The sequence below is a fragment of the Segatella oulorum F0390 genome, from assembly GCF_000224615.1.
GTDB classification, from domain to species: domain Bacteria; phylum Bacteroidota; class Bacteroidia; order Bacteroidales; family Bacteroidaceae; genus Prevotella; species Prevotella oulorum.
Genome location: NZ_JH114215.1, coordinates 476,656 through 501,756, shown reverse-complemented (window position 1 = coordinate 501,756; position 25,101 = coordinate 476,656). Strand labels below are relative to the sequence as shown.

Below are 25,101 nucleotides of genomic sequence, written 5' to 3'. Positions count from 1 at the left end.
CCGCAATATACCGAAGTCCGTCAAGATAATCTCTGTTGGTTCGTTTTTGACAAACTTGCGATAGAGTATTTGCCTGATGAAGCATCCTGAAACAGCATCACACCAAATGTCCTGGAAAAGTATGTTGTATCCAGTATTATTACTGCAGATTTGGGGTAAGTAGCAGTAAAGCTATCTACTACTAAGCTCAACCTACGTCGTATGGTTCGCTTTGAACATTTATAAAGAGTGGATAGATCAGAAATCGTTCGATTTGCCGTCAGATAGTCATTCCATAGAGAAATATTATTTATACGCAGATCACCTTGAAATTGTCTACCACAATCCTTGCAAAAATACATCTGAACAGTACGTCGATGCCCATTTTTTTTAACATTTGAGCTATTACAGAAGACACAGTTTTTTTATTCATAGGTTTTCAAATGCTGCAAAGGTAGTAAATTAAAGGATGCAGAGAGGTTTTCAGCCTACCAAATGTCCATTACGCCGAAAATTATGGTTACACATTTTTTAGGACAATACCTAAATGTTGCAGCGAGGACACTAAGATTGATGGTGGGTACGTATCCATATAAGGAAAATAGCGGAATACCATTGTATGAAATGGTATTCCGCTAACCTGTTATTACTCCTAATAAAGGTGATGGGTTACTCTTCAACAGCTGCTTGGGCAGCCGCTAAGCGCGCAATGGGCACACGGAAAGGCGAACAGCTTACATAGTCGAGTCCCACGCGATGACAGAACTTCACCGAGCTGGGTTCCCCCCCATGCTCACCACAGATGCCACATTTGAGGTCGGGGCGGGTAGAGCGACCTTTCTTCACAGCCATTTCTACCAATTGCCCAACGCCTGTTTGGTCTAAAACCTGGAAGGGGTCGACCTTTAGAATTTTCTTTTCTAAGTAAACGGGCAAGAAGCTGGAAATGTCGTCGCGACTGTAACCGAAGGTCATCTGCGTGAGGTCGTTTGTTCCAAAACTGAAGTATTCGGCCTTCTTGGCAATATTTTCTGCGGTAAGAGCTGCACGGGGAATTTCAATCATCGTTCCGACTTTGAACGGAATCTCGGTTCCCTCCTTCTCGAATAGCTCTTTTGCCGTAGCACGAATGACTTGTTCCTGTGCATCGAACTCATTAACAATACCAATCAACGGCACCATGATCTCCGGTTTCGGATTATAGCCTTCCTTTTTCAAGTCGATGGCCGCACCCAAAATGGCGCGTGTTTGCATGGCCGTAATCTCGGGATAAGTATTACCTAATCGACAGCCACGATGTCCCAACATCGGGTTATGTTCGCTTAGTGAATTGACACGCCGTTGAATTTCTTCAATTGAAACACCCATTTCATCGGCCATGACGCGTTGACCTTCTAAATCATGGGGCACAAATTCGTGAAGAGGGGGGTCTAAGAGGCGCACATTTACCGGATAGCCATCCATTGCTTTCAAAATGCCATAGAAGTCTTGCCGCTGATAGGGGAGTAGCTTTTCGAGTGCTCGCTCACGTCCTTCCTTGCTGTCTGCAAGAATCATTTCGCGCATCGCTTTTATTTTCTCGTTTTCGAAGAACATGTGTTCCGTGCGACACAGACCAATGCCCTCTGCACCAAAGTTGCGCGCCACCTCAGCATCATGTGGCGTGTCGGCGTTGGTTCTCACTTTGAGTCGGCTATATTTGTGGCATAAATCCATGAGTTGTGCGAAGTCTCCCGTAACTTCGGCAGGCTTTGTCGTTACTTCTCCTAAATAAACTTCTCCCGTAGAGCCATTGATGGAGAGATAATCGCCCTCGTGAATGACGTTACCATCGATTTCGGCCGTGCGTGCTTTGTAGTTGATGTTGAGTGCTCCAGCACCGCTCACACAGCATTTACCCATGCCACGTGCAACCACAGCTGCATGGCTTGTCATGCCACCTCGTGCTGTTAAAATTCCCTCGGCAGCGCTCATGCCTGCTAAATCTTCAGGACTGGTTTCTATACGCACCATCACCACTTGCTTGCCCTCTTCGTGCCAGCGTTCAGCATCGTCAGCAAAGAATACCACTTGACCGCAAGCAGCACCAGGGCTGGCAGGCAAACCGCGCGTCAGAGTTTTAGCTTTTGCCAATGCTTCTTTGTCGAACACAGGGTGGAGCAATTCATCTAATTTATTGGGCTCGCAGCGTTCCAAAGCTGTCTTTTCATCGATTTCGCCTTCATGCAACAAGTCCATAGCGATCTTCACCATGGCCGTACCAGTACGTTTGCCATTACGGGTTTGTAAAAACCACAGGTGACCTTCCTGCACGGTGAATTCCATATCTTGCATGTCGTGATAGTGGCGTTCGAGCTTTGCTTGAATGTTGTCGAGCTGTGCAAAAATCTCGGGCATTGTTTCTTCCATTGAGGGATATTTCGTTACACGAATTTCTTCGTCAATGCCTTGCAGATGTGCCCAACGAATAGAACCTTCTTTGGTGATTTGCTGTGGTGTGCGGATGCCCGCCACGACATCTTCACCCTGTGCATTAACCAAATATTCACCATTGAAAATATTTTCGCCTGTTGCGGCGTCACGGCTGAAGCAAACACCCGTTGCCGACGTGTTTCCCATATTTCCAAAGACCATAGCCATGACGCTGACAGCCGTTCCCCATTCTGCAGGGATGCCTTCCATCTTGCGGTAGAGAATAGCACGCTCGTTCATCCACGAATCGAACACGGCGCAGATTGCTCCCCATAATTGTTCCATGGGGTCGGTGGGAAAGTCTTTTCCTGTCTGCTGTTTGATAGCCTCTTTGAAGCGTTTCACCAGCAGTTTGAGTTCGTCAACATTCATCTCATTGTCAAGGGAAATGCCACGCATGCCTTTCACATCAATGATGATGGCTTCGAAGGGATCGATATCCTCTTTGTTCACGGGTTTCATACCCAGAACAACGTCGCCATACATCTGCACGAAACGGCGGTAGCTGTCGTAGGCAAATCGCTCATTACCCGTTTTGCGTGCCAGGCCCTCAACCACTTTGTCGTTTAAACCGAGGTTTAGGATGGTGTCCATCATGCCGGGCATGCTGGCTCGTGCACCTGAGCGCACGCTCACCAATAAAGGATTTTCAACGTCGCCAAACTTTGATTTCATGAGGCCTTCAACATGTTTTACAGCCTGTTCGACTTCGTTTTTCAATAACGCAACAACCTTTTCTTTTCCTTTTTCGAAATACTCGTTGCATACATCTGTTGTGATGGTAAATCCTGGAGGAACAGGAATGCCAATCAAATTCATTTCGGCTAAGTTAGCGCCTTTTCCACCGAGCAGATTTCTCATGTCGGCTCTTCCCTCAGCTTTGCCGTTGCCAAACGTATAAACTCTTTTCTCGCTCATAGTAGCTTAGGTGTATAAAAATGTTTTATATTGTTTTATTTAATTAGTTGCAAATATACACATTTATGGAAAGCCCCCCAACTTTTTGGGCTGTTTTTGTAAGGTAGAGCTTGCATTTTTTGTGTGTTTTAAGAAAAATAGTAGGGAAGCGGAGGAGTATTCAGCATCACGATAGCTTCAGCTGTAGATTTATCTGAGATAAGAACATAAAAAAGGTTGCGATGGAATTCGCAACCTTCTTTTATTATATAGTTGAAAAATTATTTCTTAAAGAAATCTTTTACAGCCTCATTCGGAACCATCTGCTCATCGAAAACATAGGCACCGGTCTTTGGGCTCTTAACCATTTTGATAACTTTTGAATATGCGCGACCATCCGTAGAACCTTCGTGGAGGGTAGCGACTGCTTTCTTTGCCATTTCTTATCGAATTTAAGAGGTGATTTTACTTAATTTCCTTGTGAAGTGTCATCTTTTTCAAGATGGGATTATACTTCTTCAGTTCGAGGCGCTCAGGAGTGTTCTTACGATTTTTTGTTGTAACGTAACGACTTGTTCCTGGCATTCCGCTATCTTTCATTTCGGTGCACTCTAACACTACCTGCACTCTGTTGCCTTTAGCTTTCTTTGCCATGATAATTATTCTCCTATGACTTTAATGTCTTTCCAATCGCAATAACCTTTAGAAACGGCTTGCTTCAGTGCTGCGTCAAGACCAACTTTATTAATGAGACGAAGACCAGCTGCACTGATCTTAAGACTAATCCAGCAACTTTCTTCTACATAGTAGAATTTTTTGCTGAAGAGGTTAACATCAAAGCTTCTCTTTGTGCGGTGCTTTGAGTGAGACACATTACAACCTAATTGTGCCTTCTTACCTGTAATCTGACAAATCTTAGACATTGCTATCTTTAACTTTTTGTTTTCGTTTATGATACTTATTCCAAACAGGTTGCAAAATTACAATTATTTTTGAATTATACAAAATAATCAAATGAAGAATGGTTGGAATTAAGCATTTTTTTTAATTTTCAGCCTGCTCGTGGGGATGTTTTTCCTTGAGGTAGTCAATGAACAGACGTAGGGCGCGATTGGTTGCAACCGCCAAATTGATGTCTCGGCCATAGTCGGCTTCGAGCTTCAAGGTGTGCACATCGTCAGCATTTCCGCATGCGAGCCAAATAGTTCCCACAGGAATATCGGGTGTGCCACCGGATGGTCCTGCACAGCCTGTAGCAGCTATCGCATAATCGGTGTGAAGCGTCTCGCAGGCACCCACGACCATTTGTTTAGCCACGGCCTCACTCACAGCAGTCTCTTGTTCCAATGTCTCATGACTCACGTGAAGCAGATTTTCTTTCACTTCATTGGTGTAGGAGACCACACCGCCCTTGAAATAATCGCTTGCTCCGGGCACGGCAATGATAGCTGTGGCAATGCGGCCGCCCGTACAGCTTTCAGCGGTTGCCACAGTGCATTTGATGTCGTAGAGATATTGCTGAATATCCTTGCTTAATATTTTTGTTTCTAATTCCATAACGTTTGAATTTATTGAAATGTTACTTTTGAAAAGGCAGGCGCATTAAGCGTGCCAAACTCTTGATGTGCATATTTAAATTGGCCGACGATGGCAATCATGGCCGCATTGTCGGTGGTGTAGCTGAACTTTGGAATATAGATGGTCCAGCCGTACTTCCGGGCATGCTCGTGAAAAGCGTTGCGCAGTCCGTTATTTGCCGACACCCCACCCGCCACGGCCACGTGGGTAATGCCTGTGGCCTTTACAGCCAAGCGCAGTTTCTTCATCAAGATGTCTACGATGGTATGCTCTAAGCTGGCGGCCAAATCGTTTTTGTGGTGCTCCACAAAGTCGGGATCTTCGTTCACCCAATCGCGCAGATGGTAGAGAAACGAAGTCTTCAGCCCTGAGAACGAATAGTCGAAGCCGGCTACCTGTGGCTCTGCAAATTGATAAGCGTGAGGATTGCCTTGTCGCGCTAATTTATCGATGACAGGCCCTCCGGGGTAGCCTAAGCCCATAACTTTCGAGCATTTGTCAATCGCTTCGCCCGCGGCATCGTCAATGGTTTGCCCCAGCACTTTGATGTCGTTGTAAGCATTTACTTGCACGATTTGTGAATTTCCGCCCGAAACGAGCAGGCAGATGAAGGGTAGGGGTGGCGCACTGGTGTCGTCGTCGCTTTCTTTAATGAAATGTGCCAAGACGTGGCCTTGCAGATGGTTCACGTCTAACAAGGGTATGTTGAGCGCACGTGCAAAACCTTTGGCAAAATTCACTCCCACCAGCAGCGAGCCCATGAGGCCGGGGCCACGTGTGTAAGCCACAGCGCTGAGCTTTTCTTTGGTGATGCCTGCCCGCTTGATGGCTTGATCGACCACAGGAACAATATTTTGCTGATGGGCACGCGAGGCCAGTTCGGGCACTACACCACCGTAGGCACGATGCACATCTTGCGAAGCGGTGACATTGGAGAGGATGACGCCATTTTTGAGCACGGCGGCAGAGGTGTCATCGCACGAGCTCTCTATACCTAATATATATATATCCTTTTCCATCATTGTTAATACGAAAGCACTTCAACGCCGGTTTCGGTCATGAGGAATGTGTGTTCCCACTGTGCGCTGGGTTTCTCGTCGCCCGAAATCACCTCCCAGCCATAAGGGTCGTCGGCATCGATAAACACTTTCCACGTGCCCATGTTAATCATCGGCTCGATGGTGAACACCATGCCCGGCACCAGCAGCATGCCCGTGCCTTGATGACCATAGTGCAGCACTTCGGGCTCCTCGTGCATGGCCAATCCCACGCCGTGGCCGCAAAGGTCGCGCACCACACCATAATGATATTTCTCGGCATGTTTTTGAATGGCATGTCCAATGTCGCCCACAAAGCAATAGGGTTTGGCTGCCTCGGCTCCAATTTCCAAGCACTCTTTAGCCACGCGCACTAACTGTTCCTTCTCGGGCGTGGTCTTTCCGCCAACGATAAACATGCGCGAAGCATCGCCAAAATAATTGTTCACGCTCAAGGTCATGTCGACATTCACGATGTCGCCCTCACGCAAGATGTCCTCTTTCTTGGGAATGCCGTGGCAAACCACCTCGTTGATGCTCGTGCACACGCTCTTCGGAAATCCTTCATAATTCAGACAGGCCGGAACCGCGTTGTTATCCTTGCAATATTGCATGCAAACGTCATCGATATCTTGGGTCGAGATGCCGGGACGGATGATGGCTGCCACAGCATCCAAACAGCCCGTGTTCACTTTGCCGGCAATGCGAATGCCGGCAATCTGCTCGGGCGTTTTAATCATATCGCGCGTGGGCACCAACTTTCCCTTGTTTTCCCAGTACATCACCTGCTTATCAAGCGCTGTAATGGGCTGTCCCGGAAGACAGTGCCATCTTTTTTTCTTGAAATTCATATCCTGCTTTTTAAACTCGTGCAAAAATACAACATATATTCGAGACCCACATCATTTATAATCAATATTTTCGGTTGGCAGCTGTTCCGCGCGCAGTAGAAAACCGTTGTTTTTTGACGAACGAGCCTCCGGCGCAGAAAAAACTCGTTGTTTTTTGACGTGCAACCCTCCGGCGCAGAAAAAATCCATTATCTTTTGACGAACGAGCCTCCGGTGCAGAAAAAACTCGTTGTTTTTTGACGCGCGACCCTCCGGCGCAGAAAAAATCCATTATTTTTGGACATGCAACCCTGCGGCGCAGAAAAAATCCATTATTTTTGGACATGCAACCCTGCGGCGCAGAAAAAATCCATTATTTTTGGACATGCAATCCTGCGGCGCAGAAAAAATCCATTATTTTTGGACATGCAACCCTGCGGCGCAGAAAAAATCCATTATTTTTGGACATGCAACCCTGCGGCGCAGAAAAAACTCGGTTTTTTTGGACGTGCAACCCTGCGGCGCAGAAAATCCAGAGGCGCTACTGCCAATCGACCCTGCGGCGCAGAAAATTCTAAGGAAATTCGTGCCGACTAAGCTTTTTGGTAAAGGTAGCGTTTGATGCTTTTCTTGGGCGTCTTCTCAAACTCCTCGCTGCGCAGCCGTATGCTGGACAGGCGACAGTAGGCGGGTTGCGATTGGTTGAGCTCGGCGCGGTTTTGCTCCATCACCTTCTCAATGTCGCTGTTGGAGAGGCCTAAACTTTGGGCTTCATCATAATCGGGGTAAACCAAGCCGACGAGCTTGTCGCCTTCTTGAATGACGATGCACTCGCTGACCAATTCCATCGAATTGAGCTTATCTTCAATTTCCTCGGGATAGATGTTTTGCCCGCTGGCACCCAACAGCATGTTCTTCGAACGGCCTTTGATGAACACGTTGCCTTGCGCATCCATCGTGCCTAAATCGCCCGTGTGGTACCACCCCTCGGCATCGAGCGCCTGACGCGTGGCTTCTTCGTTTTTGTAATAGCCCAACATGACGTTCATGCCCTTGGCCAAGATTTCGCCGGGGATGCGTTCGGGGTCGGGGCTGTCGATTTCCACTTGCATGTTGACCACGGGGCGGCCGCAACTGCCCGGCACGTAGGTGTGGTAGTCGGCATAGCAAATGATGGGGGCGCACTCCGTGGCACCATAACCCACGGTGTATTTAAAGCCAATGCGATGGAGAAACTTCTCGACCTCTTGATTGAAAGCCGCACCGCCGATGATGACCTCGTAGAACTGGCCGCCAAAGGCATCGCTCACTTGCTGACAGATTTTGTCGCCCAGTTTCTTTGCAATCACGGGCATGTGCATGAGCAGGCGGATGGCATTGTTTTGCAGTTTGGGGAACACGCGTTTGCGGATGATTTTCTCGATCACGAGGGGCACGCTGATGATGACTCTCGGTTTGATTTCGCTGAAGGCCTGCGCAATAATTGCCGGGCTCGGAATGCGCGTGAGGAAATAGATGTGGCAGCCCGTAAGGAATTCAAAGATGAATTCGAAGGCCATGCCATACATGTGGGCCATGGGGAGGATGCTGATGATGCGGTCGCCGCTTTTCACCTCGCTTCCCAACACGCTCTGTGCGAAATAGGCATTGCTCCAAAGGGCGCGATAGGGCAGCATCACGCCTTTCGAGAAGCCCGTCGTTCCACTTGTGTAGTTGATGAGGGCCAACTCGTCGGGGCTTTGCTCAATATGGTAGTTCACATGTTCTTTGCGGAAATATTTCGGGAAGCGCTGACCAAACATCTCATTCAGGTGCTCGCGTGCAAACGTTAGTTTCTCCGTGCGCGAAAGCACCAATGAATAGTCGGGGATGTAGATGATGCCTTCGAGTTGGGGCATCTTTGTTGCGTCGATCTGCGTAGCCACCACGTCGCCCACAAACAGGAGGCGTGCTTCGCTGTGGTTGACGATGTTGTGCATCTGGTCGGGTGTGAATTCATGCAAAATGGGAACGGCCACGCAACCATAAGTGAGTGTGGCAAGAAATGCTACGGCCCAGTGTGCACTGTTGCGACCGGCGAGCGCTATTTTGTCACCCTTCACGATGCCGCTGTTTTCAAACATGATGTGGAGTTTCTCTATCTTCCGTGCAACGTCGTGATATTGAAGTGTTGCACCTTGAAAGTCGGTCAAGGCATCCTTGTCCCAGTTGTCTATAATCGACTGTTGTATCAGACTATTGAAATGCTGTGTTTGATCCATAATCTTGTTTTTGCTTTTATGCTTTTAATTCGTTTATTGTTGCGTGTAGGTTCTTCTGGGATGTGTTTTGTGAAGCACCTTGCACAAATCCAAAAATTCTGTGCAAAGATAGCGCATTCTTTGCACATTCCAAAACTTTATGTGCACTTAATTGGCTGTTTTATTCGTAGCGCATTGATTTTGCCGGATGAATGTGCGATATGAAATAGCTCGGCGCAATGAGCACCGCTACGCAGATGAGTAAGGTGGCAAGATTGAGCAGTGCGAACAGCACAAAATTATATTCAACAGGCACGGTGCTTACATAATAGGTCTGCGGATTTAATTTCACTAAGCCTGTGAAGCGTTGCAGGCTAATGAGGCCTAAAGCAACGAGATTGCCTATCAGCATGCCACGTCCTATAATGAATGCGGCAAACCAAATGAAGGTGTGGCGAATGGTTTTATTCCGTGCACCAAGTGCTTTGAGTATGCCTATCATTACGGTGCGCTCGAGAATAATAATCAGCAATCCCGAAATCATGGTCACGCCCGCAACAGCCATCATCAATGCCAAAATAATCCAAACATTGAGGTCTAACAAGTCGAGCCAGGAGAATAGTTGTGGCGCAATGTCACGAATCGTTTTTGATGAATAAGTCTCGCCATAATGGTCGGTCGTCCGATTTACATACTTCACGAATCGGCTCTCTACCAAGTCGGCATCTTTGAAATCCTTCAAACTGATTTCGGCTCCGGTCGCTTGGTCATCGTTCCATCCATTAAGTTTCCTTGCGGTATACAAATCAGTGAAGCTGGTCACATCATCATATTGTGCGAGGTTGGTTTGGTAGATGCCGCAGATTGTAAACCGTCGCATGCGCACTCCACCTTGATTAATGAAATAGGCGAAGAGCTTATCGCCAACTTTTATACCTAACTTGTTGGCTATGCTTTGTGAGATAACAAGTTTGTTGCTGCCTTGATGATCAGAGAACTTGGGTAGCTCGCCTGCTTTCAAGTAATGCTGAAGGAAAGTTGTGTCGTATTCCGGCCCAATCCCTTTCAGCATCACCCCCAAAAAGTCGTGATTCGTTTTGAGAATGCCTTGTATATAGGTATAGCGCTGCACATGCTTTACCCCTTCTGTGGCACGCAACACAGCCATCATAGAGTCATCCATCTCAATGGGATAGTTGTCGCCCGTCTGTAGTGTTAGGAAATTAGCTACCTGAATTTGTCCGCCAAAGCCAATTACTTTATCACGGATTGTATGCTTAAATCCTAAAACAACGCTCACTGAAATCATCATCACAGCTAAACCAATGGCAACACCGGCCATGGCAATTCTGATAGTAGGTCGTGATACTGTCCTGCCATCTCCAGCATGATGTGCTATTCGTTTAGCTAAAAACAGAGGTAAATTCACAGCGATTTTTCTTGTAGCGTTCTTCCGGGATAAGCCTCAAGTGCTTTTCTAAGCACCTCAAGAGCCCGTTCCAAATCGGCTTTTTTCAATACGTAGGCGATGCGCACTTGATTTTGTCCTGCACCGGGCGTAGTGTAAAATCCAGACGCAGGCGCCATCATCACCGTTTCACCATTATCATTGAATGATTCTAAGCACCAACGACAGAACTTTTCACTATCGTCGATAGGAAGTTGGGCTACAGTGTAGAATGCACCCATTGGAATGGGAGAGTATACGCCAGGGATGCGGTTTAATCCATCAATTAAACACTTTCTGCGTTCTACATATTCATCATAAACATCACGATAATAAGATTCTGGCGCATCTAAAGAGGCTTCAGCAACAATTTGACCTATCAGAGGCGGAGATAATCGTGCCTGACAAAACTTCATAACAGCGTTCCTTACTTGCTCGTTTTTCGTAATAAGTGCACCTATTCGAATGCCGCATTCAGAATAACGCTTCGAGACAGAGTCTATGAGAATAACATTGTTTTCGATACCTTCCAAGTGGCAGGCACTAATATAGGGTGACCCCGTATAGATATATTCACGATATACTTCGTCCGAGAACAGATAAAGATCATACTTCTTGACTAAATCCCTAATCTGATTCATCTCCCGTCGCGTGTAAAGATAACCTGTAGGGTTGTTAGGGTTGCATATCATGATGGCTCGTGTATGTTCGTTTATCAACTCTTCAAACTTTTCAACTTTCGGAAGAGAGAAACCTTCTTCTATCGTTGTTGCTATTGTTCGAATGCGCGCACCTGCACTGATAGCAAAAGCCATATAATTTGCATAAGCCGGTTCTGGAACAATGATTTCATCACCAGGATTTAAACAGCTCATGAAAGCAAATAAAACAGCTTCACTTCCACCGGATGTAATGATAATGTCATCGGGAGAGACATGGATATTATATTTCTCATAATATCCCACTAATTTCTTGCGATAACTCAAATAGCCTTGGCTTGGTGAATATTCAAGGATGGTGCGATCTATCTTTTTGAGGGCATCCAAACCACATTGTGGAGTGGGGAGATCGGGCTGACCAATATTCAGGTGATAAACTTTTATACCTCTTTCTTTTGCAGCATTAGCCAATGGAGCTAATTTGCGAATGGGCGATTGAGGCATTTCCAAACCACGAACAGATATTTCGGGCATATTTATTTTAAATTAAAGTAGCAGTTGATCAACCGCTACTTTGTGATGATACATTTTATGAGACTATTAATAAACACGAGGGCCAAAGATGTTCGTTCCAACGCGTACCATTGTTGAGCCATGCTGAACGGCAATCTGATAATCGTGGCTCATTCCCCATGAACGTTGGCAAAAGGCATCGTCATTGGCAAAATATTGCTGCTTTATCTCATCGAAGAAGTGCCAGGCGGCATCAAATTCTTGTGCTATCTTGACAGCATCATCGGTATTGGTGGCCATCATCATGATGCCACAAATTTGAACATGATTCAGTTGACGCCACTCCCCTTCATCTAAAAGCGCACGACATGCGTCGAAAGATAGGCCAGATTTCGTCTCTTCTTCAGCCACATGAAGCTCTAAAAGCACTTGAATTGTACGGTCGTGTTTAGTTGCCTGTTTATCAATCTCTTTGAGGAGTTTCAAACTGTCTACCGACTCAATCATCGAAATATAGGGGGCAATATATTTCACCTTATTGGTTTGCAAGTGCCCGATAAAGTGCCATTTAATATCCTTAGGCAGTGTGGCGACCTTTTGTTTGAGCTCTTGTTCATGACTCTCACCAAAAACACGCTGCCCTTCAGCATAGGCTGCTTCAATATACTCTACAGGATGATATTTGCTGATGGCTACTAATTGCACTTGCTTTGGCAATGCTTGCAATACAGTCTTAAGATTTTTCGCTACATCAACTTCCATACTTTCCTTGCTTATTGATTTTCTCTCGTCGAAGTAGCCTCGTATTCGGGAACATCATTGTGCGCCTCGCCCTTTGCTTTGGTGCTATTGTGTTCAAACACATCCATAATTTGTGTTTCTTGCACAGTAACAATCGCATAGTCGATCATTGTGCCATTCATGACCTCATCGACATGTTTCACGGCCACAGGCAAGTTGTTGGCTTGTACCAAATAGGTTACGTTGGAGCGCTTTTCCTTCTCTGTTTTCTCATCAATGGTGATAAATTGCAACTTGCATTTATACCACTTATCGTCACTATCTGCATCGCTGAAGAAAATCTCACCATAGCTGGCTTGTTTTAAGTCGGTCACTTTAAAGTCGCCGCTGATGTATGCGCTCATCTCTTCTATGATTGTATTTTCAGCTTCTGTGAAACTCAGCGCATCTACAACATAACTTTCAGAAACTTTCTTTTGCGAACCATCGTCAATGGTTTTCTCATAACGTATCTTGGTTTCAAACCAAGTTGCTGTTCTACTTCTCATATTCTTCTTTCTTTATGGGTCAATCCTATCCATTCATTAATAACTACGTGCTATGATGACACGACATTTTGCAGGTTTCCCTGACACCATGTCTACGCCTTCTGTTTGTTCATATCCAAACGGGATACAGCGAATGGTAGCCTGTGTTTCTTCTTTAATTTTTGCTTCGGTCTCTGCAGTGCCATCCCAATGGCAAAGGAAGAAACCACCATCTTTTACTTTTGTTTTAAACTCATCGTAGTTATCGCACTCGTAAATATGAGCATCACGATAACGGCGTGCTTTCTCGAAAAGATTATTTTGGATGTCTGCCAGCAGTTCTGTCACATGTTGAGCGATGTTATCGAAGCTCACATTCTCTTTTTCGAGTGTGTCACGTCGCATCAGTTCGATGGTGTTGTTTTCTAAATCGCGCGCACCCATAGCCAAACGCACGGGAACTCCCTTCAATTCGTAGTCAGCAAATTTAAATCCAGGACGTTTATTGTCCGAATCATCTAATTTCACCGAAACGCCTGCTGCCTGCAATTCGCGAATGACGGGTTGCAACTTCTCACAGATGGCATTCAGCTGTTCGTCGTTCTTGTAGATGGGAATCATCACCACCTGAATAGGTGCGAGGTTGGGTGGCAACACCAAACCATTGTCATCGCTGTGCACCATGATAAGTGCACCCATCAAACGCGTGCTCACCCCCCATGACGTTGCCCAAACATATTCAGGCTTATTCTCTTTATTTAAAAAGGTGACATCAAAACTCTTGGCAAAGTTTTGACCAAGGAAATGGCTCGTTCCGCTTTGCAATGCCTTGCCATCTTGCATCATCGCCTCAATCGTGTAAGTATCGAGAGCACCGGCAAAGCGTTCTGTTTCGCTCTTCACCCCTTGTATCACGGGCACAGCCATCCATTTCTCTGCAAAGTCGGCATAAACCTTGAGCATCTTCTGTGCTTCGGCTTCGGCCTCTTCTTTTGTGGCGTGTGCCGTGTGGCCTTCTTGCCAAAGAAATTCTGATGTGCGAAGGAATGGGCGTGTACGCATTTCCCAGCGCATCACGTTGCACCATTGGTTGCACATGATGGGCAGATCGCGCCACGATTTAATCCATCCTTTATAGGTATTCCAGATAATGGTTTCCGAAGTAGGCCGAATAATCAACTCTTCTTCTAACTTAGCCGACGGGTCGACTACAACATCGCTACCATCCTCGTTCTCTTTCAAACGATAGTGCGTCACCACGGCACACTCCTTAGCAAAGCCTTGCACATGTTCGGCCTCACGACTAAAGAAACTTTTTGGAATTAACAGTGGAAAGTAGGCATTTTGCACACCCGCCTTTTTAAATTCCTTATCGAGTTGTTGCTGCATTTTTTCCCAAATGGCATAACCATAAGGTTTAATTACCATGCAACCGCGCACGGGCGACTGCTCAGCCAAATCAGCTTTCACCACTAAATCATTATACCATTGGCTGTAGTTTTCAGCCCGTTTGGTAAGTTCTTTGAGTTCTTTTGCCATTATCTTTCTTCTAATTTTGTTGCGTTCTACTTAGGGAAACCCCTAATTAAAATAGGTGCATTCCACAGAGAAATGCTCCCAAGAAATTCTAAATTTGCCTGCAAAATTACAAAAAAATAGTTGGTTTGCAATCGTTCGTGTTGGAAAAACAACTACCTTTGCAGCGATAACATTTCATCAAAAATTATTAGAGATATGAAAAATTTAAAAACAGTAGTAGCAGGATTATGTGTGCTTTCCGTTTTTGGTTGTGCAACCAAGCAAGGCACAGGAGCTTTGGCCGGCGGCGGTGCTGGCGCAGTTTTAGGTGGTATTGTGGGTAACATCATCGGTAAGGACACAAAGAGCACGGCTATTGGTGCAGCTATTGGCGGAGCCATTGGCTCGGGTGCAGGCGCACTCATTGGCCGTCACATGGATAAAGTTGCGGCGCAAGCTGCACAAATCAAGAATGCTAAGGTCGACGAGGTGACCGATGCTAATGGTTTGAAGGCTGTCAGAGTGACGTTTGATAGCGGCATTCTTTTCGCTACCAACAAAGCTGATTTGACGGCAGGTTCAAGGAACGATTTGTCGAAGTTCTCAACCGTGTTGAAGAACAACAACGATTGCCACGTAGACATTTATGGTTACACCGATTCAACGGGCAACGATGGCATCAACATTCCTTTGAGCAATAATCGCGCCCACAGCGTAGTGAGCTATTTAAAGAGCTGTGGCGTTTCTTCTTCGCAATTTAAGAATGTAGAAGGCAAGGGTAGCGAAAATCCTGTTGCAAGCAATTCAACCGCAGCCGGTCGCAAACAAAACCGTCGTGTTGAAGTTTATTTGTATGCTTCACCAGCCATGGTTGAAAAAGCAAATAAGGGAACGCTCTAAGCGCACCGTTTATTTCAAAATAATAGTGGAGAGGGGATGCCGAAAGGCAGGCTCCCTCTCTTTTTGAAGTAAAAGAGACTTGCCGACATTCCGGCAAATGCAAAAAAATAAATTTGAGCCTTGCCGAGGTTCCAGCAAACGTCAAAAAATAAATTTGAGACTTGCCCAGAGTTGGGCAAACGGCAAAAAATAAATTTGAGACTTGCCCAGAGTTGGGCAAACGGCAAAAAATAAATTTGAGACTTGCCCAAAGTTGGGCAAACGTCAAAAAAATAATTTGAGACTTGCCCAGGGTTGGGCAAACGTCAAAAAAATAATTTGAGACTTGCCCAGGGTTGGGCAAACGTCAACAAAATAATTTGAGACTTGCCCACGGCTGGGCAAACGATATAAAACAAAAAACGCTTGTAAATGGCACTAAAAAGCATCATTTGGAAAGTCGTTCGATGGGGTGGGGCTTTGTTTTTCGCCTCGTCCATCCTTTCTGTCATCCTGTTGCGCTTCCTTCCGGTTTATGTCACGCCGCTCATGTTCATTCGCACCTTTCAACAATTAGGCAGTGGCGAGTCGGTGGTTTGGCATCACCATTGGGTTCCGTTAGACGAAATTTCGCCCCATCTCCCCGTGGCGGTGATGGCCAGCGAAGACCAGCGCTTTTTGTTGCACCATGGTTTTGATTATGACGCCATTGAAAAGGCGGCCAAGCGCAACATGAAAGGTGGCAAGCGCAAGCTCGGTGCCAGCACCATTAGTCAGCAGACGGCCAAGAATGTGTTTTTGTGGCCGGGGCGGTCGTGGGTGAGAAAAGGTTTTGAGGTTTATTTCACGGCCTTGATTGAGGTGCTTTGGAGCAAGCAGCGCATCATGGAAGTTTATCTCAATTCAATCGAGATGGGCAAAGGAATTTATGGTGCCGATGCCGTGGCCGAATATCATTTTGGGAAAGACGCACTCGATTTGTCGCGCCGCGATTGTGCCACGATTGCCGCCACGTTGCCCAATCCCATTCGCTTTAATAGTGCGCAGCCCGATAGCTATGTTTTCAAGCGGCGCGGCCAAATTTTACAAAACATGCGTTTCATGCCTGCCTTTCCGAAAGAGGGCGAAGATTATGATCCACGAACAGCATCGGGTGGGGTTTATGCGCGATAAAAACAAAGTGACATGCAGTTAGATTTAAATCCAAGTCAGCTCGAAGCTGTAAAATATTGTGACGGTCCACAATTAGTGATAGCCGGTGCGGGTTCGGGCAAGACCCGTGTGCTCACCTATAAGATTGCCTATCTCATGGAGGAGTTGCATTATGAACCTTGGAGCATTTTGGCCTTAACGTTCACCAACAAAGCGGCGGGCGAAATGCGTCAACGCATAGCCACCATGGTGGACGAGAATCGCGCGCACTATCTTTACATGGGTACCTTCCATAGCATCTTTTCGCGCATCCTGCGTGTCGAGGCCGAGCATGTGGGCTATCAACGCAATTTCACCATTTACGATGAGTCGGATAGTCGTTCGTTGCTGAAAAACATCACCAAGGAGCTTGGCTTTGATGAGAAAGTCTATAAGCCATCGTCGGTGCACGCCTGCATCAGCATGGCCAAGAACCATCTTATCTCGGCCAGTGATTATGCCACGCGTGTGAATCTGCGCAAGCGCGACAACATGAATAAGCAGAGCTATCTTTATAAAATCTATCAGGTTTATGAGCAGCGATGTGTGCAAGCCAATGCAATGGATTTCGACGATTTGCTGGTGCTCACCTGGAAGTTGTTTCATGAACACGAAGACATCCGGCAGAAATATGCTGCGCGCTTCCGCTATGTGTTGGTCGATGAGTTTCAAGACACCAATGCCGTGCAGCAAGAGATTGTCACGCAACTCACCCGTGAGCAGCAACACATCTGTGTGGTGGGCGACGATGCGCAGAGCATTTATGGTTTTCGTGGTGCGAACATCGATAACATTCTTAACTTTCAGAACATCTATCCTCAGTGCAAGCTCTTTAAGTTGGAGCAGAATTATCGTTCGACACAAAATATTGTTCAAGCGGCCAACAGCCTCATTCGCCATAACGAGCGGCAGATTCCCAAAGCATCGTTCAGCGAAAATGCCCTCGGCGAAAAGCTTATTTATGAGCCGCTGCACAGCGATCGGGAAGAGGCTACGGTCGTGGGGCATCACATTGCCGACATCGTGCGGCAGGAACATTGCGACTACACCCAGTTTGCCATTCTCTACCGCACCAACGCGCAGAGCAGAGTTTTGGAAGAGGAACTGCTCAAGCAAGAAATTCCTTATCGCATCTTCGGCGGAATGAGTTTCTATCAGCGCAAGGTCATCAAGGACGTGCTGGCCTATTTCCGCATGGTGGCCAATCCCGACGACGAAGAGGCACTGCGTCGAATTATCAACTATCCGAAGCGCGGCATTGGTGACACCACCGTGAGCAAAATCGCTGTTTGTGCACAAACCCACCAAACGAGCCTGTGGAATGTGATTGTTAATCCGCTGGCCTACAATTTGGATGTGAGCGGCAGCGTGGCTACCAAACTGCACAACTTTGCAACGCTCATCACGTCGTTCATGGCGCAGGTAGCCGAAAAAGATGCCTACGAATTGGGTACGACAATCATCAAGGAATCGGGTATCAGCACCGATATCTTCTCGTCGAAAGACCAAGAAGCGCTCGACAGGCAAGACAACCTGAAGGAGTTGCTCAACGGCTTGCAAGATTTTGTGGCCTCGCAAAAGGAGGAAGGCAATGCCGACGAAATCTATCTGGTGGACTTCTTGCAGGAGGTGTCGCTGCTCACCGACCAAGACCGCAACAATCCCGATGACAACAACCGCGTTTCGTTGATGACCATTCACTCGGCCAAGGGATTGGAGTTTGCCAATGTTTTCATCGTGGGCTTAGAGGAAAACATCTTTCCCAGTCCGATGTGCACCACCACAGCACGCGAATTAGAAGAGGAGCGCCGATTGCTCTATGTCGCCATCACGCGTGCCGGAAAGCGCTGTTTCATCACCAATGCCAAGAGCCGATGGCGTTATGGCAAATTGGTGTTTAGCTCGCCCAGCCGTTTTATTCGCGACATCGATGCGCGCTATATGGCTTTGCACGAGAACGACACCTTATTCAATGAAACCGAAACAGCAGATTTCGAACGTCCTGTGGCTCGCATCTCTCCCTCACCGCTTCAATCGCACAGCAGGTTGCAAGCGCTCCACACGCCTTCAACCACCATTTCATCGGGCGGCAACAACGCTGTTGTTGCAAGCGATGACCTGAAAAGTGGTAGCATCATCGAACACCAGCGATTTGGCATTGGCACGGTTGACTTTTTAGAGGGTGAAGGCGACAACTTGAAAGCCACTGTCACGTTTGAGAACGTAGGCCGAAAAGTGCTCTTGCTGAAATTTGCGCGCTACAAAATTAAATCTTGAATGGTGCACAACCGCCATTCGATACCTTCCATTCTACACGAGTTTCTGTTGCACCGCATTCGTTTTGAGGTAGATTTGCAAAGAAACGCTTTCTCCCAAAACGAGGAACGCCAGCCATAACCTTATGCCGCGCTCATCCTGTTTTGGGAACAGCTGTCATAACCTTATGCCTGCTTCATCCTGTTTTGGGAACAGCTGTCATAACCTTATGCCTGCTTCATCCTGTTTTGGGAACAGCTGTCATAACCTTATGCCAGCTCCAACCTGTTTGGGGAACAATAGGCATAAGCTTATGCCTGCTCCATCCTGTTTGGGGAACGGCTGTCATAACGTTATGCCTGCTTCACCCTGTTTAGGGAACGGCAGTCATAACCTTATGCCAGCTTCATCCTGTTTGGGGAATGGTAGGCATAACCTTATGCCAGCTTCATCCTGTTTGGGGAACGGCTGTCATAACTTTATGCCAGCTTCATCCTGTTTGGGGAACGGCTGTCATAACCTTATGCCACCTTCAACCGAAATGCGGAGAGGAAGATTATTTCAGCAAGTCGGGGCGCAAGCGTTTGGTTCGCTCCATGGCTTGCTCAAATTCCCATTGGCGTATTTTGGCTTCGTTGCCACTCAGCAAAATCTCGGGCACGCGCCATCCTTTATAGTCTGCAGGACGCGTGTAGATGGGAGCGGCCAAGAGGTCGTCTTGAAAACAGTCGCTCAGCGCACTTTGTTCGTCGCTGATGCTGCCCGGGATGAGCCTCACAATGGCATCGGTGATAGCGGCCGCAGCCAGTTCGCCTCCCGTGAGCACATAGTCGCCAATGCTGAGTTCGCGTGTGATGAGGTGCTCGCGTATGCGCTGGTCAATGCCTTTGTAATGACCGCAAAGCATGATGAGGTTTCCTTTGAGCGAGAGCTCGTTAGCGATGTGCTGATTGAAGGTTTCTCCATCGGGGCTCATGTAAATCACCTCGTCATAGTGGCGCTGGGCTTGCAAGGCCGAGATGCACCGGTCGATGGGCTCGCATTGCATCACCATGCCGGCGCTGCCACCATAGGGATAATCGTCAACGCGGCGCCATTTGTCGGTGGAATAGTCACGCAGATTGTGCAACTGAATGTCGACGAGCCCTTTCTTTTGTGCCCGCGCCAAGATGGATTCTTGGAAAAAGCCCTCCATCATGGTGGGCAGAACGGAGATAATATCGATTCGCATGTTTGCAAGAATTTCGTTTTATTTTGAATACTGAAGGGATGCCGATACGTTGTCGTCGTGCTCGTCGGCTGCCGTGAACTTCGCCATAAATTCGTCCTCGGTGATGATGGGGATAGCCAACTGGTGGGCCTTTTGATTTTTGGCACTGGTCGACGTTGCGTCGTTATTGATGAGGTAGTGCGTTGATTTGCTCACACTTCCCGTCACCTTTCCGCCCTGACTTTCGATATAGGCCTTGAGCGCATTGCGGTTCTTATAATGAACGACATCGCCTGTGATGACGAAGGTGAGCCCGGCACAACGGTTGCCTTGCTGTGTCACAGGTGGCTGTGAGATGTGCAGCTGTTGCATCAGACGAGTTACGATGTTGAAATGCTCTTCATCGCGAAACCAACGCTCGAACTGGCTACTCTTTTCGGGACCAATGCCTGCAATCTCGGCCAACAGAGAATGGCCCGGCTCGGCATTCGGTTGGCGTGCGATAGCCATCAAATCGGTTAGCGGATAAGCCTGTAATAGGCGGCGGCAAACGTCTTGCCCACAAAGCGGAATGCTCAAGGCGAAGAGAAAATGCTGTGCATCGACAGTGCGTGCCCGTTCGATGGAGGCCAGCAATTTCTGCGTGCTGCGCAAGCCAAAGCCATCTAATTGTGCCATCGCTTCAGCATAATCCTTCAACAGGAACAGGTCGGTATAGGTCTTAATCCAGCCTAAATTCATAAACTTCACGACGGTTTGCTCGGACATTCCTTCAATGTTAATTCCTTCCTTGCTTACAAAGCGGGCAAACTTTTTTAACTGTTTAGCCGGACAATCTTTGTTTGTGCAATGCAAGGTCTTGGTGTTGCTGACCTCGCTCACTGAAATTTGGGTGGGCAATTGGCAAACTGGGCATGTACACGGCACTTGAAGTGTGCCCACCGTTTCAATCACCTCGATAACCTTGGGTATAATCTTATTCGCCTTGATGACACGCAGCTTCGTACCCTGTTCGCCGATGCCTAATCGCTCGCATTCGCTGATATTGCAAAGCGATGCGCGCTTCACGGTGGTTCCCTCAAGCTCTACGGGCGAGAAAATGGCCACGGGCGAGATGGTGCTGGCTGCACAACTCCATTCCACATGGTCTAAGGTGGTGTCGGCATGCTCGTCCTGCCATTTAAATGCGTAGCCGGCGCGGGTGGCATGATGTCCTGTCACGCTGCCCGTTTGTGCATATTGCGTGTCATCATACGTAATTACCAAGCCGTCGACAGGGTAGGGGTTAATCTTCTGCGTCACCTGTTCTGTCCAATGCGCAATGGTTTGCTCAATATTTTGCAGCGTCGGGTTCAGAATCTCTTCGTGCGCAACAGGGTGCATTCCGTTTTGGCGCAGCCATTCTATGCGCGCACCCCAAGAACGAATTTCGTTGTCGGTGTACACCAAGGTGAATGGAATCCATTGTAAATGGCGTGACCTTACTTCGTCCACATCTTTTAGCGTGAGCGATCCCGAAGCCAAATTGCGTGGGTTGGCATATTCTTCGTCACTCTCGATATTGAATTGTTCGAAATCGGCATAACTGATGACGCACTCGCCGCGCACCACTGCGTGCCCCTGATAGGGGATGGTTTCTGGGATGCCTTGAATGGCATTGGCCAAATGCGTGATATTGGTGCCGATGTGCCCATTGCCGCGCGTGACAACCTTGGTCAATCTCCCTGCATCGAATGTCACGACGAGGGTTAATCCATCAAGTTTCCAGCTCATCCAAATAGGGCGGCCTTCAGCCCACTTCGCCAAATCTATAGGCTGTTTTGTCTTGGCTAAGGATAGAGCAGGAAACTCGTGTGCCTCTTTTGCGCCGCTGATATTATCGGCAGAAACTTTATTGGTGGGTGAGTCGGGCAAAACAACTCCTATTTCCTCTTCTAAGCGTTTCAACTGGTCGAAGCGCGCGTCCCATTCATAGTCGGTAAGCAACTCGCCTTGTCCATTATAATAGGCATCGGCTGCCTGATTGAGCTGTTCGACCCACTCGCGCATTTGCTGAATCTTATCTGTTGTCATAAGCGTCGTCCGTGTGAAGAAAAAATGCTACTACCCAACGCGATGCCGGATAGTAGCATGATTTAGAAATCGTTTGTTGCAATGCGATTACTTCTTAGCTGCAGCTGCGGTCATTTTAGCTGAGGGTTTATAGGCCTTGTTCAAACCTGCAACCACCTCGTTCGTGATGTCAAATGCCTTGTCGGCATAAAGTAAATTGTCGCCGGCCTTACTCAAAATCAAACTATAATGCTTGTCCTGATTATAGATTTTGAGATAATGCTGTATGCTGTCGCGCAATGCATTGTTATATTTCTCGGTTTCGTTTTGAAATTCGTTTGTCAAGCGCTGATCCAACATTTGCAAGTCAGCATTCTGCTTTTGCAAATTCGCATTAATCGCTTCAGCTTGATCGCGCGTGTAGGCATTTTGCTGCATCTTTTGTTGGAAATTGGCGGCAGCGGCTTGTAATTGCTGCTGTTTAGCAGCCAATGTGCTCTTGATATTTTGACCCTTGCGCTGCAAAATGAGCGAATAATCCTTGCAAAATTTATACTGGCTCATGATGCTGTCCACCTCAACGTAGGCAATTTTCAGCGACGCAGGCACTTTTTGCGATGTATCAGATTTAGCATCTACCTTTGGCGCAGACTGGTTACAACTTGACAACGCAGCCATGGTGGCAGCCGTTATCGTCAACACTTTCAGAATGTTTTTCTTATTCATATTTTCATTTATAAATCTAAATTCAACATTTTATTAATAGGCTTTCCCCGCACGACGTGCTTCTTTATCTTGGTCAATGACGCAATGAATGCCTTGTTTGCGCAGTGCGGCATTGTCGTGAATATGTTGCGACGAAAACTTACCATTCTTCCGAAGAAGCAACTTAATTCCCAATAATGCGAAAGCTATTGCAATTATTAACATAGACAAGAGAAGAGTCTTGATCATTTTTATTACTTTTGTGCGTACCTTTTTTGATATTTTATCGCGAGCAAAGGTAATATAAATCGAATAAAGGACAAAACAAAACGAAATAAAAAGATATTAAAATGAGTAATGTAGAATTAAAACCAGCACGGGTGTTTGAGCAGTTTGCTGCCATTAATCAAATACCTCGTCCTTCGAAACACGAAGAAAAGATGGCTGCTTATCTAAAGAAATTTGCCGCCAATCGGGGCCTTGCATGCAAGGAAGATGAAACGGGTAATATCCTAATCAGTAAACCCGCTACGAAAGGAATGGAGCACATGGGCACAACCATTTTGCAAAGCCACATGGATATGGTTTGCGACAAGTTGGTGGATGTCGAATTCGATTTTCACAACAATGCAATCCAAACCTATGTTGATGGCGAATGGTTGAAGGCAAAAGGTACGACGTTGGGTGCCGATGATGGTATTGGATGCGCCATTGAGTTGGCCATTTTGGACAGCGACGACATCGCCCATGGTCCCATCGAGTGTGTGTTCACGCGTGATGAAGAAACGGGGCTTACGGGTGCATTTGGCATGAAAGCCGGCTTTATGAGCGGAAAATATCTCATCAATCTCGATTCAGAGGATGAAGGTCAGATCTTTGTATCGTGTGCTGGTGGTATTAATACAACAGCTACGTTCACGTTTACGCGCGAAGCTGCTCCTGCAGACTACACATTCATGGAGGCTTCGCTAAAGGGACTCACTGGCGGACATTCGGGCGACGACATCAACAAGAAGCGTGCGAATGCCATTAAAATCATGGCGCGCTTCCTCTATTTGCTGCAAAGCCAGATGCCACTGCGTTTAGCGCAATGGAATTCGGGGCGTATGCACAACGCGATTCCGCGCGACGGAAAGATTATCTTTGCCGTGCCCACAGACCAAAGGGCCGAAGTGGAGCAAGTGTGGAAAAAGCTGATTGCAGGTGTTGAAGAAGAATTCCATGTGACCGATCCCGTTATGCACTGGAATTTGGCCGAGACACAAGCACAAACCGTTTTGCCAGCTACCGTCTCACAAAACCTCATCCGCAGTTTGCAGGCTTTAGACAACGGTCCACTCACATTCTGCCAAGACAAGGCGCTCGAAAACATGGTCGAAACCTCAAGCAATGTGGCCAGTGTGCAAAGCGAAGAAAATAAGGTGGTGATCGTAGCCAGCCAGCGCAGCAACGTGATGAGCAACCTTAAAAACATGGCCAACACCGTGAAAGCCGCGTTTGAATTGGGCGGTGCTGACGTGTTGCAAAACGATGGCTATCCCGCTTGGAAGATGAATCCTAACAGCAAATTGGTTAAGGTAACCGTCGATTCCTATAAAAAGCTGTTTGGCAAAACGCCCGTCGTGCGTGGCATCCATGCTGGCTTAGAGTGCGGTCTGTTCTCCGAGAAATATCCCGAGTTAGACATGGTTAGCTTTGGCCCTACCCTGCGCTACGTCCACACTCCTGACGAGCGTTTGCTCATTCCAACGGTGCAAATGGTTTGGGATCATTTGTTGGATGTTTTGAAGAATATTCCGCAGGATTAATCCTGCAAACCTTATCGAAAAGAATGGGTGCACCAACACATCGGTGCACCCATTCTTTGTTTTCATTCAACGGACAAAAAGAGAGAAATTATCGTAGGATTTGACATTCATTTGAAAATGCGAAAAGTTACAAAGTTTCTTGTTTATAAAAGTCTGCTTTAAACCATTCTGCGTCATTCCGAATTTGATGCGAAGCCCAACCGGACGTAAACTCCCTGTTGGGGGAATGACAATCGCTTGTTTTTGATAAAAACATGCGAGATGCCGGGGGAGTTTCGACTGTTTTTGGTAAAAACATGCGAGATACCAGGGGAATTTCGGCTGTTTTTGGTAAAAACATGCGAGATACCAGGGGAATTTCGGCTGTTTTTGATAAAAACACACGAGATACCGGGGGTGTTTCGATTGTTTTTGATAAAAATGCACGAGATGCCGGGGGAGTTTCGACTGTTTTTGGTAAAAACGCACGAGATACCAGGGGAGTTTCGATTGTTTTTGATAAAAACGCACGAGATGCCGGGGGAGTTTCGACTGTTTTTTGATAAAAATGCAAGAGATATGG

Annotated in this window: 23 protein-coding genes and 1 pseudogene; 6 read left to right on the top strand and 18 right to left on the bottom strand. The window is 47.0% G+C overall.

The features are described 5' to 3' along the window. The 8 genes and pseudogenes from HMPREF9431_RS13345 to map form a co-directional block, all read right to left on the bottom strand. Nucleotides 1-341, bottom strand: a pseudogene (locus HMPREF9431_RS13345) (IS256 family transposase, variant Zn-binding type); the annotation flags it as partial. 307 nt (nt 342-648) lie between these two features. Beyond that, nucleotides 649-3,369 carry a pyruvate, phosphate dikinase gene (gene ppdK, locus HMPREF9431_RS02135; RefSeq protein ID WP_004379432.1) on the bottom strand — a complete coding sequence of 907 codons (2,721 nt, stop codon included), beginning with the start codon at nt 3,367-3,369 and terminating at the stop codon, nt 649-651. 260 nt (nt 3,370-3,629) lie between these two features. Then, nucleotides 3,630-3,788, bottom strand: coding sequence for a DUF4295 domain-containing protein (locus HMPREF9431_RS12095; RefSeq protein WP_004374897.1), 159 nt, complete (start codon nt 3,786-3,788; stop codon nt 3,630-3,632). Between the two features lie 25 nt (nt 3,789-3,813). After that, nucleotides 3,814-4,002 carry a 50S ribosomal protein L33 gene (gene rpmG / locus HMPREF9431_RS02130; protein WP_004379431.1) on the bottom strand — a complete coding sequence of 63 codons (189 nt, stop codon included), beginning with the start codon at nt 4,000-4,002 and terminating at the stop codon, nt 3,814-3,816. A gap of 5 nt (nt 4,003-4,007) precedes the next feature. Beyond that, nucleotides 4,008-4,271: a 50S ribosomal protein L28 gene (gene rpmB, locus HMPREF9431_RS02125; RefSeq protein WP_004379430.1), complete on the bottom strand. Its 264-nt coding sequence runs from the start codon at nt 4,269-4,271 to the stop codon at nt 4,008-4,010. Nucleotides 4,272-4,392: 121 nt separating this feature from the next. Beyond that, a complete protein-coding gene (locus HMPREF9431_RS02120; protein WP_004379429.1) occupies nt 4,393-4,905 on the bottom strand; it encodes a CinA family protein in 513 nt (170 codons plus the stop codon). An 11-nt stretch (nt 4,906-4,916) separates the two neighbouring features. Beyond that, on the bottom strand, nt 4,917-5,948 hold the full coding sequence (tsaD, locus tag HMPREF9431_RS02115) for a tRNA (adenosine(37)-N6)-threonylcarbamoyltransferase complex transferase subunit TsaD (protein ID WP_404827950.1): 1,032 nt from the start codon (nt 5,946-5,948) through the stop codon (nt 4,917-4,919). Nucleotides 5,949-5,950: 2 nt separating this feature from the next. Then, nucleotides 5,951-6,814 carry a type I methionyl aminopeptidase gene (gene map / locus HMPREF9431_RS02110; protein WP_004379427.1) on the bottom strand — a complete coding sequence of 288 codons (864 nt, stop codon included), beginning with the start codon at nt 6,812-6,814 and terminating at the stop codon, nt 5,951-5,953. Nucleotides 6,815-7,090: 276 nt separating this feature from the next. Here map and HMPREF9431_RS02105 point away from each other — a divergent pair, with 276 nt between their 5' ends. Continuing rightward, nucleotides 7,091-7,390 (top strand): hypothetical protein, encoded by a 300-nt coding sequence (locus HMPREF9431_RS02105; protein WP_155812915.1) that lies wholly within the window; start codon nt 7,091-7,093, stop codon nt 7,388-7,390. Here the strand turns inward: HMPREF9431_RS02105 and HMPREF9431_RS02100 are convergent. From HMPREF9431_RS02100 to proS, 6 genes are all read right to left on the bottom strand, one after another. Beyond that, the gene (locus HMPREF9431_RS02100) at nt 7,387-9,054 is read right to left on the bottom strand and encodes an AMP-binding protein (protein WP_004379426.1); all 1,668 of its coding nucleotides are present in this window, start codon (nt 9,052-9,054) and stop codon (nt 7,387-7,389) included. The two genes, HMPREF9431_RS02105 and HMPREF9431_RS02100, sit on opposite strands and share 4 nt — an antisense overlap. A gap of 160 nt (nt 9,055-9,214) precedes the next feature. Then, on the bottom strand, nt 9,215-10,462 hold the full coding sequence (locus tag HMPREF9431_RS02095; RefSeq protein WP_040560696.1) for an ABC transporter permease: 1,248 nt from the start codon (nt 10,460-10,462) through the stop codon (nt 9,215-9,217). After that, nucleotides 10,459-11,673, bottom strand: a complete 1,215-nt coding sequence (locus tag HMPREF9431_RS02090) for a pyridoxal phosphate-dependent aminotransferase (RefSeq protein ID WP_004379424.1) — start codon at nt 11,671-11,673, stop codon at nt 10,459-10,461. Before HMPREF9431_RS02090 ends, HMPREF9431_RS02095 begins: the two co-directional genes overlap by 4 nt. Nucleotides 11,674-11,739: 66 nt before the next feature. After that, nucleotides 11,740-12,414, bottom strand: a complete 675-nt coding sequence (locus HMPREF9431_RS02085; RefSeq protein ID WP_004379421.1) for a YggS family pyridoxal phosphate-dependent enzyme — start codon at nt 12,412-12,414, stop codon at nt 11,740-11,742. 11 nt (nt 12,415-12,425) lie between these two features. Further along, nucleotides 12,426-12,941, bottom strand: coding sequence for a DUF4494 domain-containing protein (locus HMPREF9431_RS02080; protein WP_004379420.1), 516 nt, complete (start codon nt 12,939-12,941; stop codon nt 12,426-12,428). Between the two features lie 36 nt (nt 12,942-12,977). Next, a complete protein-coding gene (gene proS, locus HMPREF9431_RS02075) occupies nt 12,978-14,459 on the bottom strand; it encodes a proline--tRNA ligase (protein WP_004379418.1) in 1,482 nt (493 codons plus the stop codon). Nucleotides 14,460-14,654: 195 nt separating this feature from the next. On the opposite strand from proS, the gene HMPREF9431_RS02070 reads away from it, so the two are divergent. From HMPREF9431_RS02070 to HMPREF9431_RS02060, 3 genes are all read left to right on the top strand, one after another. Next, complete coding sequence (locus tag HMPREF9431_RS02070; protein WP_004379416.1) at nt 14,655-15,338, top strand: OmpA family protein; 684 nt, start codon at nt 14,655-14,657, stop codon at nt 15,336-15,338. A gap of 411 nt (nt 15,339-15,749) precedes the next feature. Beyond that, nucleotides 15,750-16,490: a monofunctional biosynthetic peptidoglycan transglycosylase gene (gene mtgA, locus HMPREF9431_RS02065; protein WP_004379413.1), complete on the top strand. Its 741-nt coding sequence runs from the start codon at nt 15,750-15,752 to the stop codon at nt 16,488-16,490. A 12-nt stretch (nt 16,491-16,502) separates the two neighbouring features. Continuing rightward, a complete protein-coding gene (locus HMPREF9431_RS02060; protein ID WP_004379412.1) occupies nt 16,503-18,785 on the top strand; it encodes an ATP-dependent helicase in 2,283 nt (760 codons plus the stop codon). Between the two features lie 535 nt (nt 18,786-19,320). Here the strand turns inward: HMPREF9431_RS02060 and trmD are convergent. The 4 genes from trmD to HMPREF9431_RS02040 all read right to left on the bottom strand — a co-directional run bounded on the left by trmD (nt 19,321) and on the right by HMPREF9431_RS02040 (nt 22,980). Beyond that, nucleotides 19,321-19,995 (bottom strand): tRNA (guanosine(37)-N1)-methyltransferase TrmD, encoded by a 675-nt coding sequence (trmD, locus tag HMPREF9431_RS02055; protein ID WP_004379411.1) that lies wholly within the window; start codon nt 19,993-19,995, stop codon nt 19,321-19,323. 18 nt (nt 19,996-20,013) lie between these two features. Further along, entirely contained in the window at nt 20,014-22,047 is a 2,034-nt protein-coding gene (gene ligA / locus HMPREF9431_RS02050) for an NAD-dependent DNA ligase LigA (protein WP_050795603.1), read from the bottom strand. An 87-nt stretch (nt 22,048-22,134) separates the two neighbouring features. Then, a complete protein-coding gene (locus HMPREF9431_RS02045) occupies nt 22,135-22,752 on the bottom strand; it encodes an OmpH/Skp family outer membrane protein (protein ID WP_004379409.1) in 618 nt (205 codons plus the stop codon). A gap of 33 nt (nt 22,753-22,785) precedes the next feature. After that, nucleotides 22,786-22,980, bottom strand: coding sequence for a hypothetical protein (locus tag HMPREF9431_RS02040; protein WP_004379408.1), 195 nt, complete (start codon nt 22,978-22,980; stop codon nt 22,786-22,788). Nucleotides 22,981-23,081: 101 nt separating this feature from the next. Here HMPREF9431_RS02040 and HMPREF9431_RS02035 point away from each other — a divergent pair, with 101 nt between their 5' ends. Beyond that, nucleotides 23,082-24,539: an aminoacyl-histidine dipeptidase gene (locus tag HMPREF9431_RS02035; protein ID WP_004379407.1), complete on the top strand. Its 1,458-nt coding sequence runs from the start codon at nt 23,082-23,084 to the stop codon at nt 24,537-24,539. 254 nt (nt 24,540-24,793) lie between these two features. Then, nucleotides 24,794-25,081 (top strand): hypothetical protein, encoded by a 288-nt coding sequence (locus HMPREF9431_RS02030; RefSeq protein ID WP_040560691.1) that lies wholly within the window; start codon nt 24,794-24,796, stop codon nt 25,079-25,081. The last annotated feature ends 20 nt before the right edge of the window (nt 25,082-25,101 follow it).

Excerpts from the sequence above, each read along its gene's own strand:
- HMPREF9431_RS02080 (WP_004379420.1), bottom strand. The coding sequence starts at position 12,941 with ATGAGAAGTAGAACAGCAACTTGGTTTGAAACCAAGATACGTTATGAG.
- HMPREF9431_RS02090 (WP_004379424.1), bottom strand. The coding sequence starts at position 11,673 with ATGCCCGAAATATCTGTTCGTGGTTTGGAAATGCCTCAATCGCCCATT.
- HMPREF9431_RS02030 (WP_040560691.1), top strand. The coding sequence starts at position 24,794 with ATGCGAGATGCCGGGGGAGTTTCGACTGTTTTTGGTAAAAACATGCGA.
- ppdK (WP_004379432.1), bottom strand. The coding sequence starts at position 3,369 with ATGAGCGAGAAAAGAGTTTATACGTTTGGCAACGGCAAAGCTGAGGGA.
- HMPREF9431_RS02040 (WP_004379408.1), bottom strand. The coding sequence starts at position 22,980 with ATGATCAAGACTCTTCTCTTGTCTATGTTAATAATTGCAATAGCTTTC.
- HMPREF9431_RS02035 (WP_004379407.1), top strand. The coding sequence starts at position 23,082 with ATGAGTAATGTAGAATTAAAACCAGCACGGGTGTTTGAGCAGTTTGCT.
- HMPREF9431_RS02085 (WP_004379421.1), bottom strand. The coding sequence starts at position 12,414 with ATGGAAGTTGATGTAGCGAAAAATCTTAAGACTGTATTGCAAGCATTG.
- rpmB (WP_004379430.1), bottom strand. The coding sequence starts at position 4,271 with ATGTCTAAGATTTGTCAGATTACAGGTAAGAAGGCACAATTAGGTTGT.
- HMPREF9431_RS02070 (WP_004379416.1), top strand. The coding sequence starts at position 14,655 with ATGAAAAATTTAAAAACAGTAGTAGCAGGATTATGTGTGCTTTCCGTT.
- mtgA (WP_004379413.1), top strand. The coding sequence starts at position 15,750 with ATGGCACTAAAAAGCATCATTTGGAAAGTCGTTCGATGGGGTGGGGCT.
- map (WP_004379427.1), bottom strand. The coding sequence starts at position 6,814 with ATGAATTTCAAGAAAAAAAGATGGCACTGTCTTCCGGGACAGCCCATT.
- trmD (WP_004379411.1), bottom strand. The coding sequence starts at position 19,995 with ATGCGAATCGATATTATCTCCGTTCTGCCCACCATGATGGAGGGCTTT.
- tsaD (WP_404827950.1), bottom strand. The coding sequence starts at position 5,948 with ATGATGGAAAAGGATATATATATATTAGGTATAGAGAGCTCGTGCGAT.
- rpmG (WP_004379431.1), bottom strand. The coding sequence starts at position 4,002 with ATGGCAAAGAAAGCTAAAGGCAACAGAGTGCAGGTAGTGTTAGAGTGC.
- HMPREF9431_RS02120 (WP_004379429.1), bottom strand. The coding sequence starts at position 4,905 with ATGGAATTAGAAACAAAAATATTAAGCAAGGATATTCAGCAATATCTC.
- ligA (WP_050795603.1), bottom strand. The coding sequence starts at position 22,047 with ATGACAACAGATAAGATTCAGCAAATGCGCGAGTGGGTCGAACAGCTC.
- proS (WP_004379418.1), bottom strand. The coding sequence starts at position 14,459 with ATGGCAAAAGAACTCAAAGAACTTACCAAACGGGCTGAAAACTACAGC.
- HMPREF9431_RS02100 (WP_004379426.1), bottom strand. The coding sequence starts at position 9,054 with ATGGATCAAACACAGCATTTCAATAGTCTGATACAACAGTCGATTATA.
- HMPREF9431_RS02045 (WP_004379409.1), bottom strand. The coding sequence starts at position 22,752 with ATGAATAAGAAAAACATTCTGAAAGTGTTGACGATAACGGCTGCCACC.
- HMPREF9431_RS12095 (WP_004374897.1), bottom strand. The coding sequence starts at position 3,788 with ATGGCAAAGAAAGCAGTCGCTACCCTCCACGAAGGTTCTACGGATGGT.
- HMPREF9431_RS02060 (WP_004379412.1), top strand. The coding sequence starts at position 16,503 with ATGCAGTTAGATTTAAATCCAAGTCAGCTCGAAGCTGTAAAATATTGT.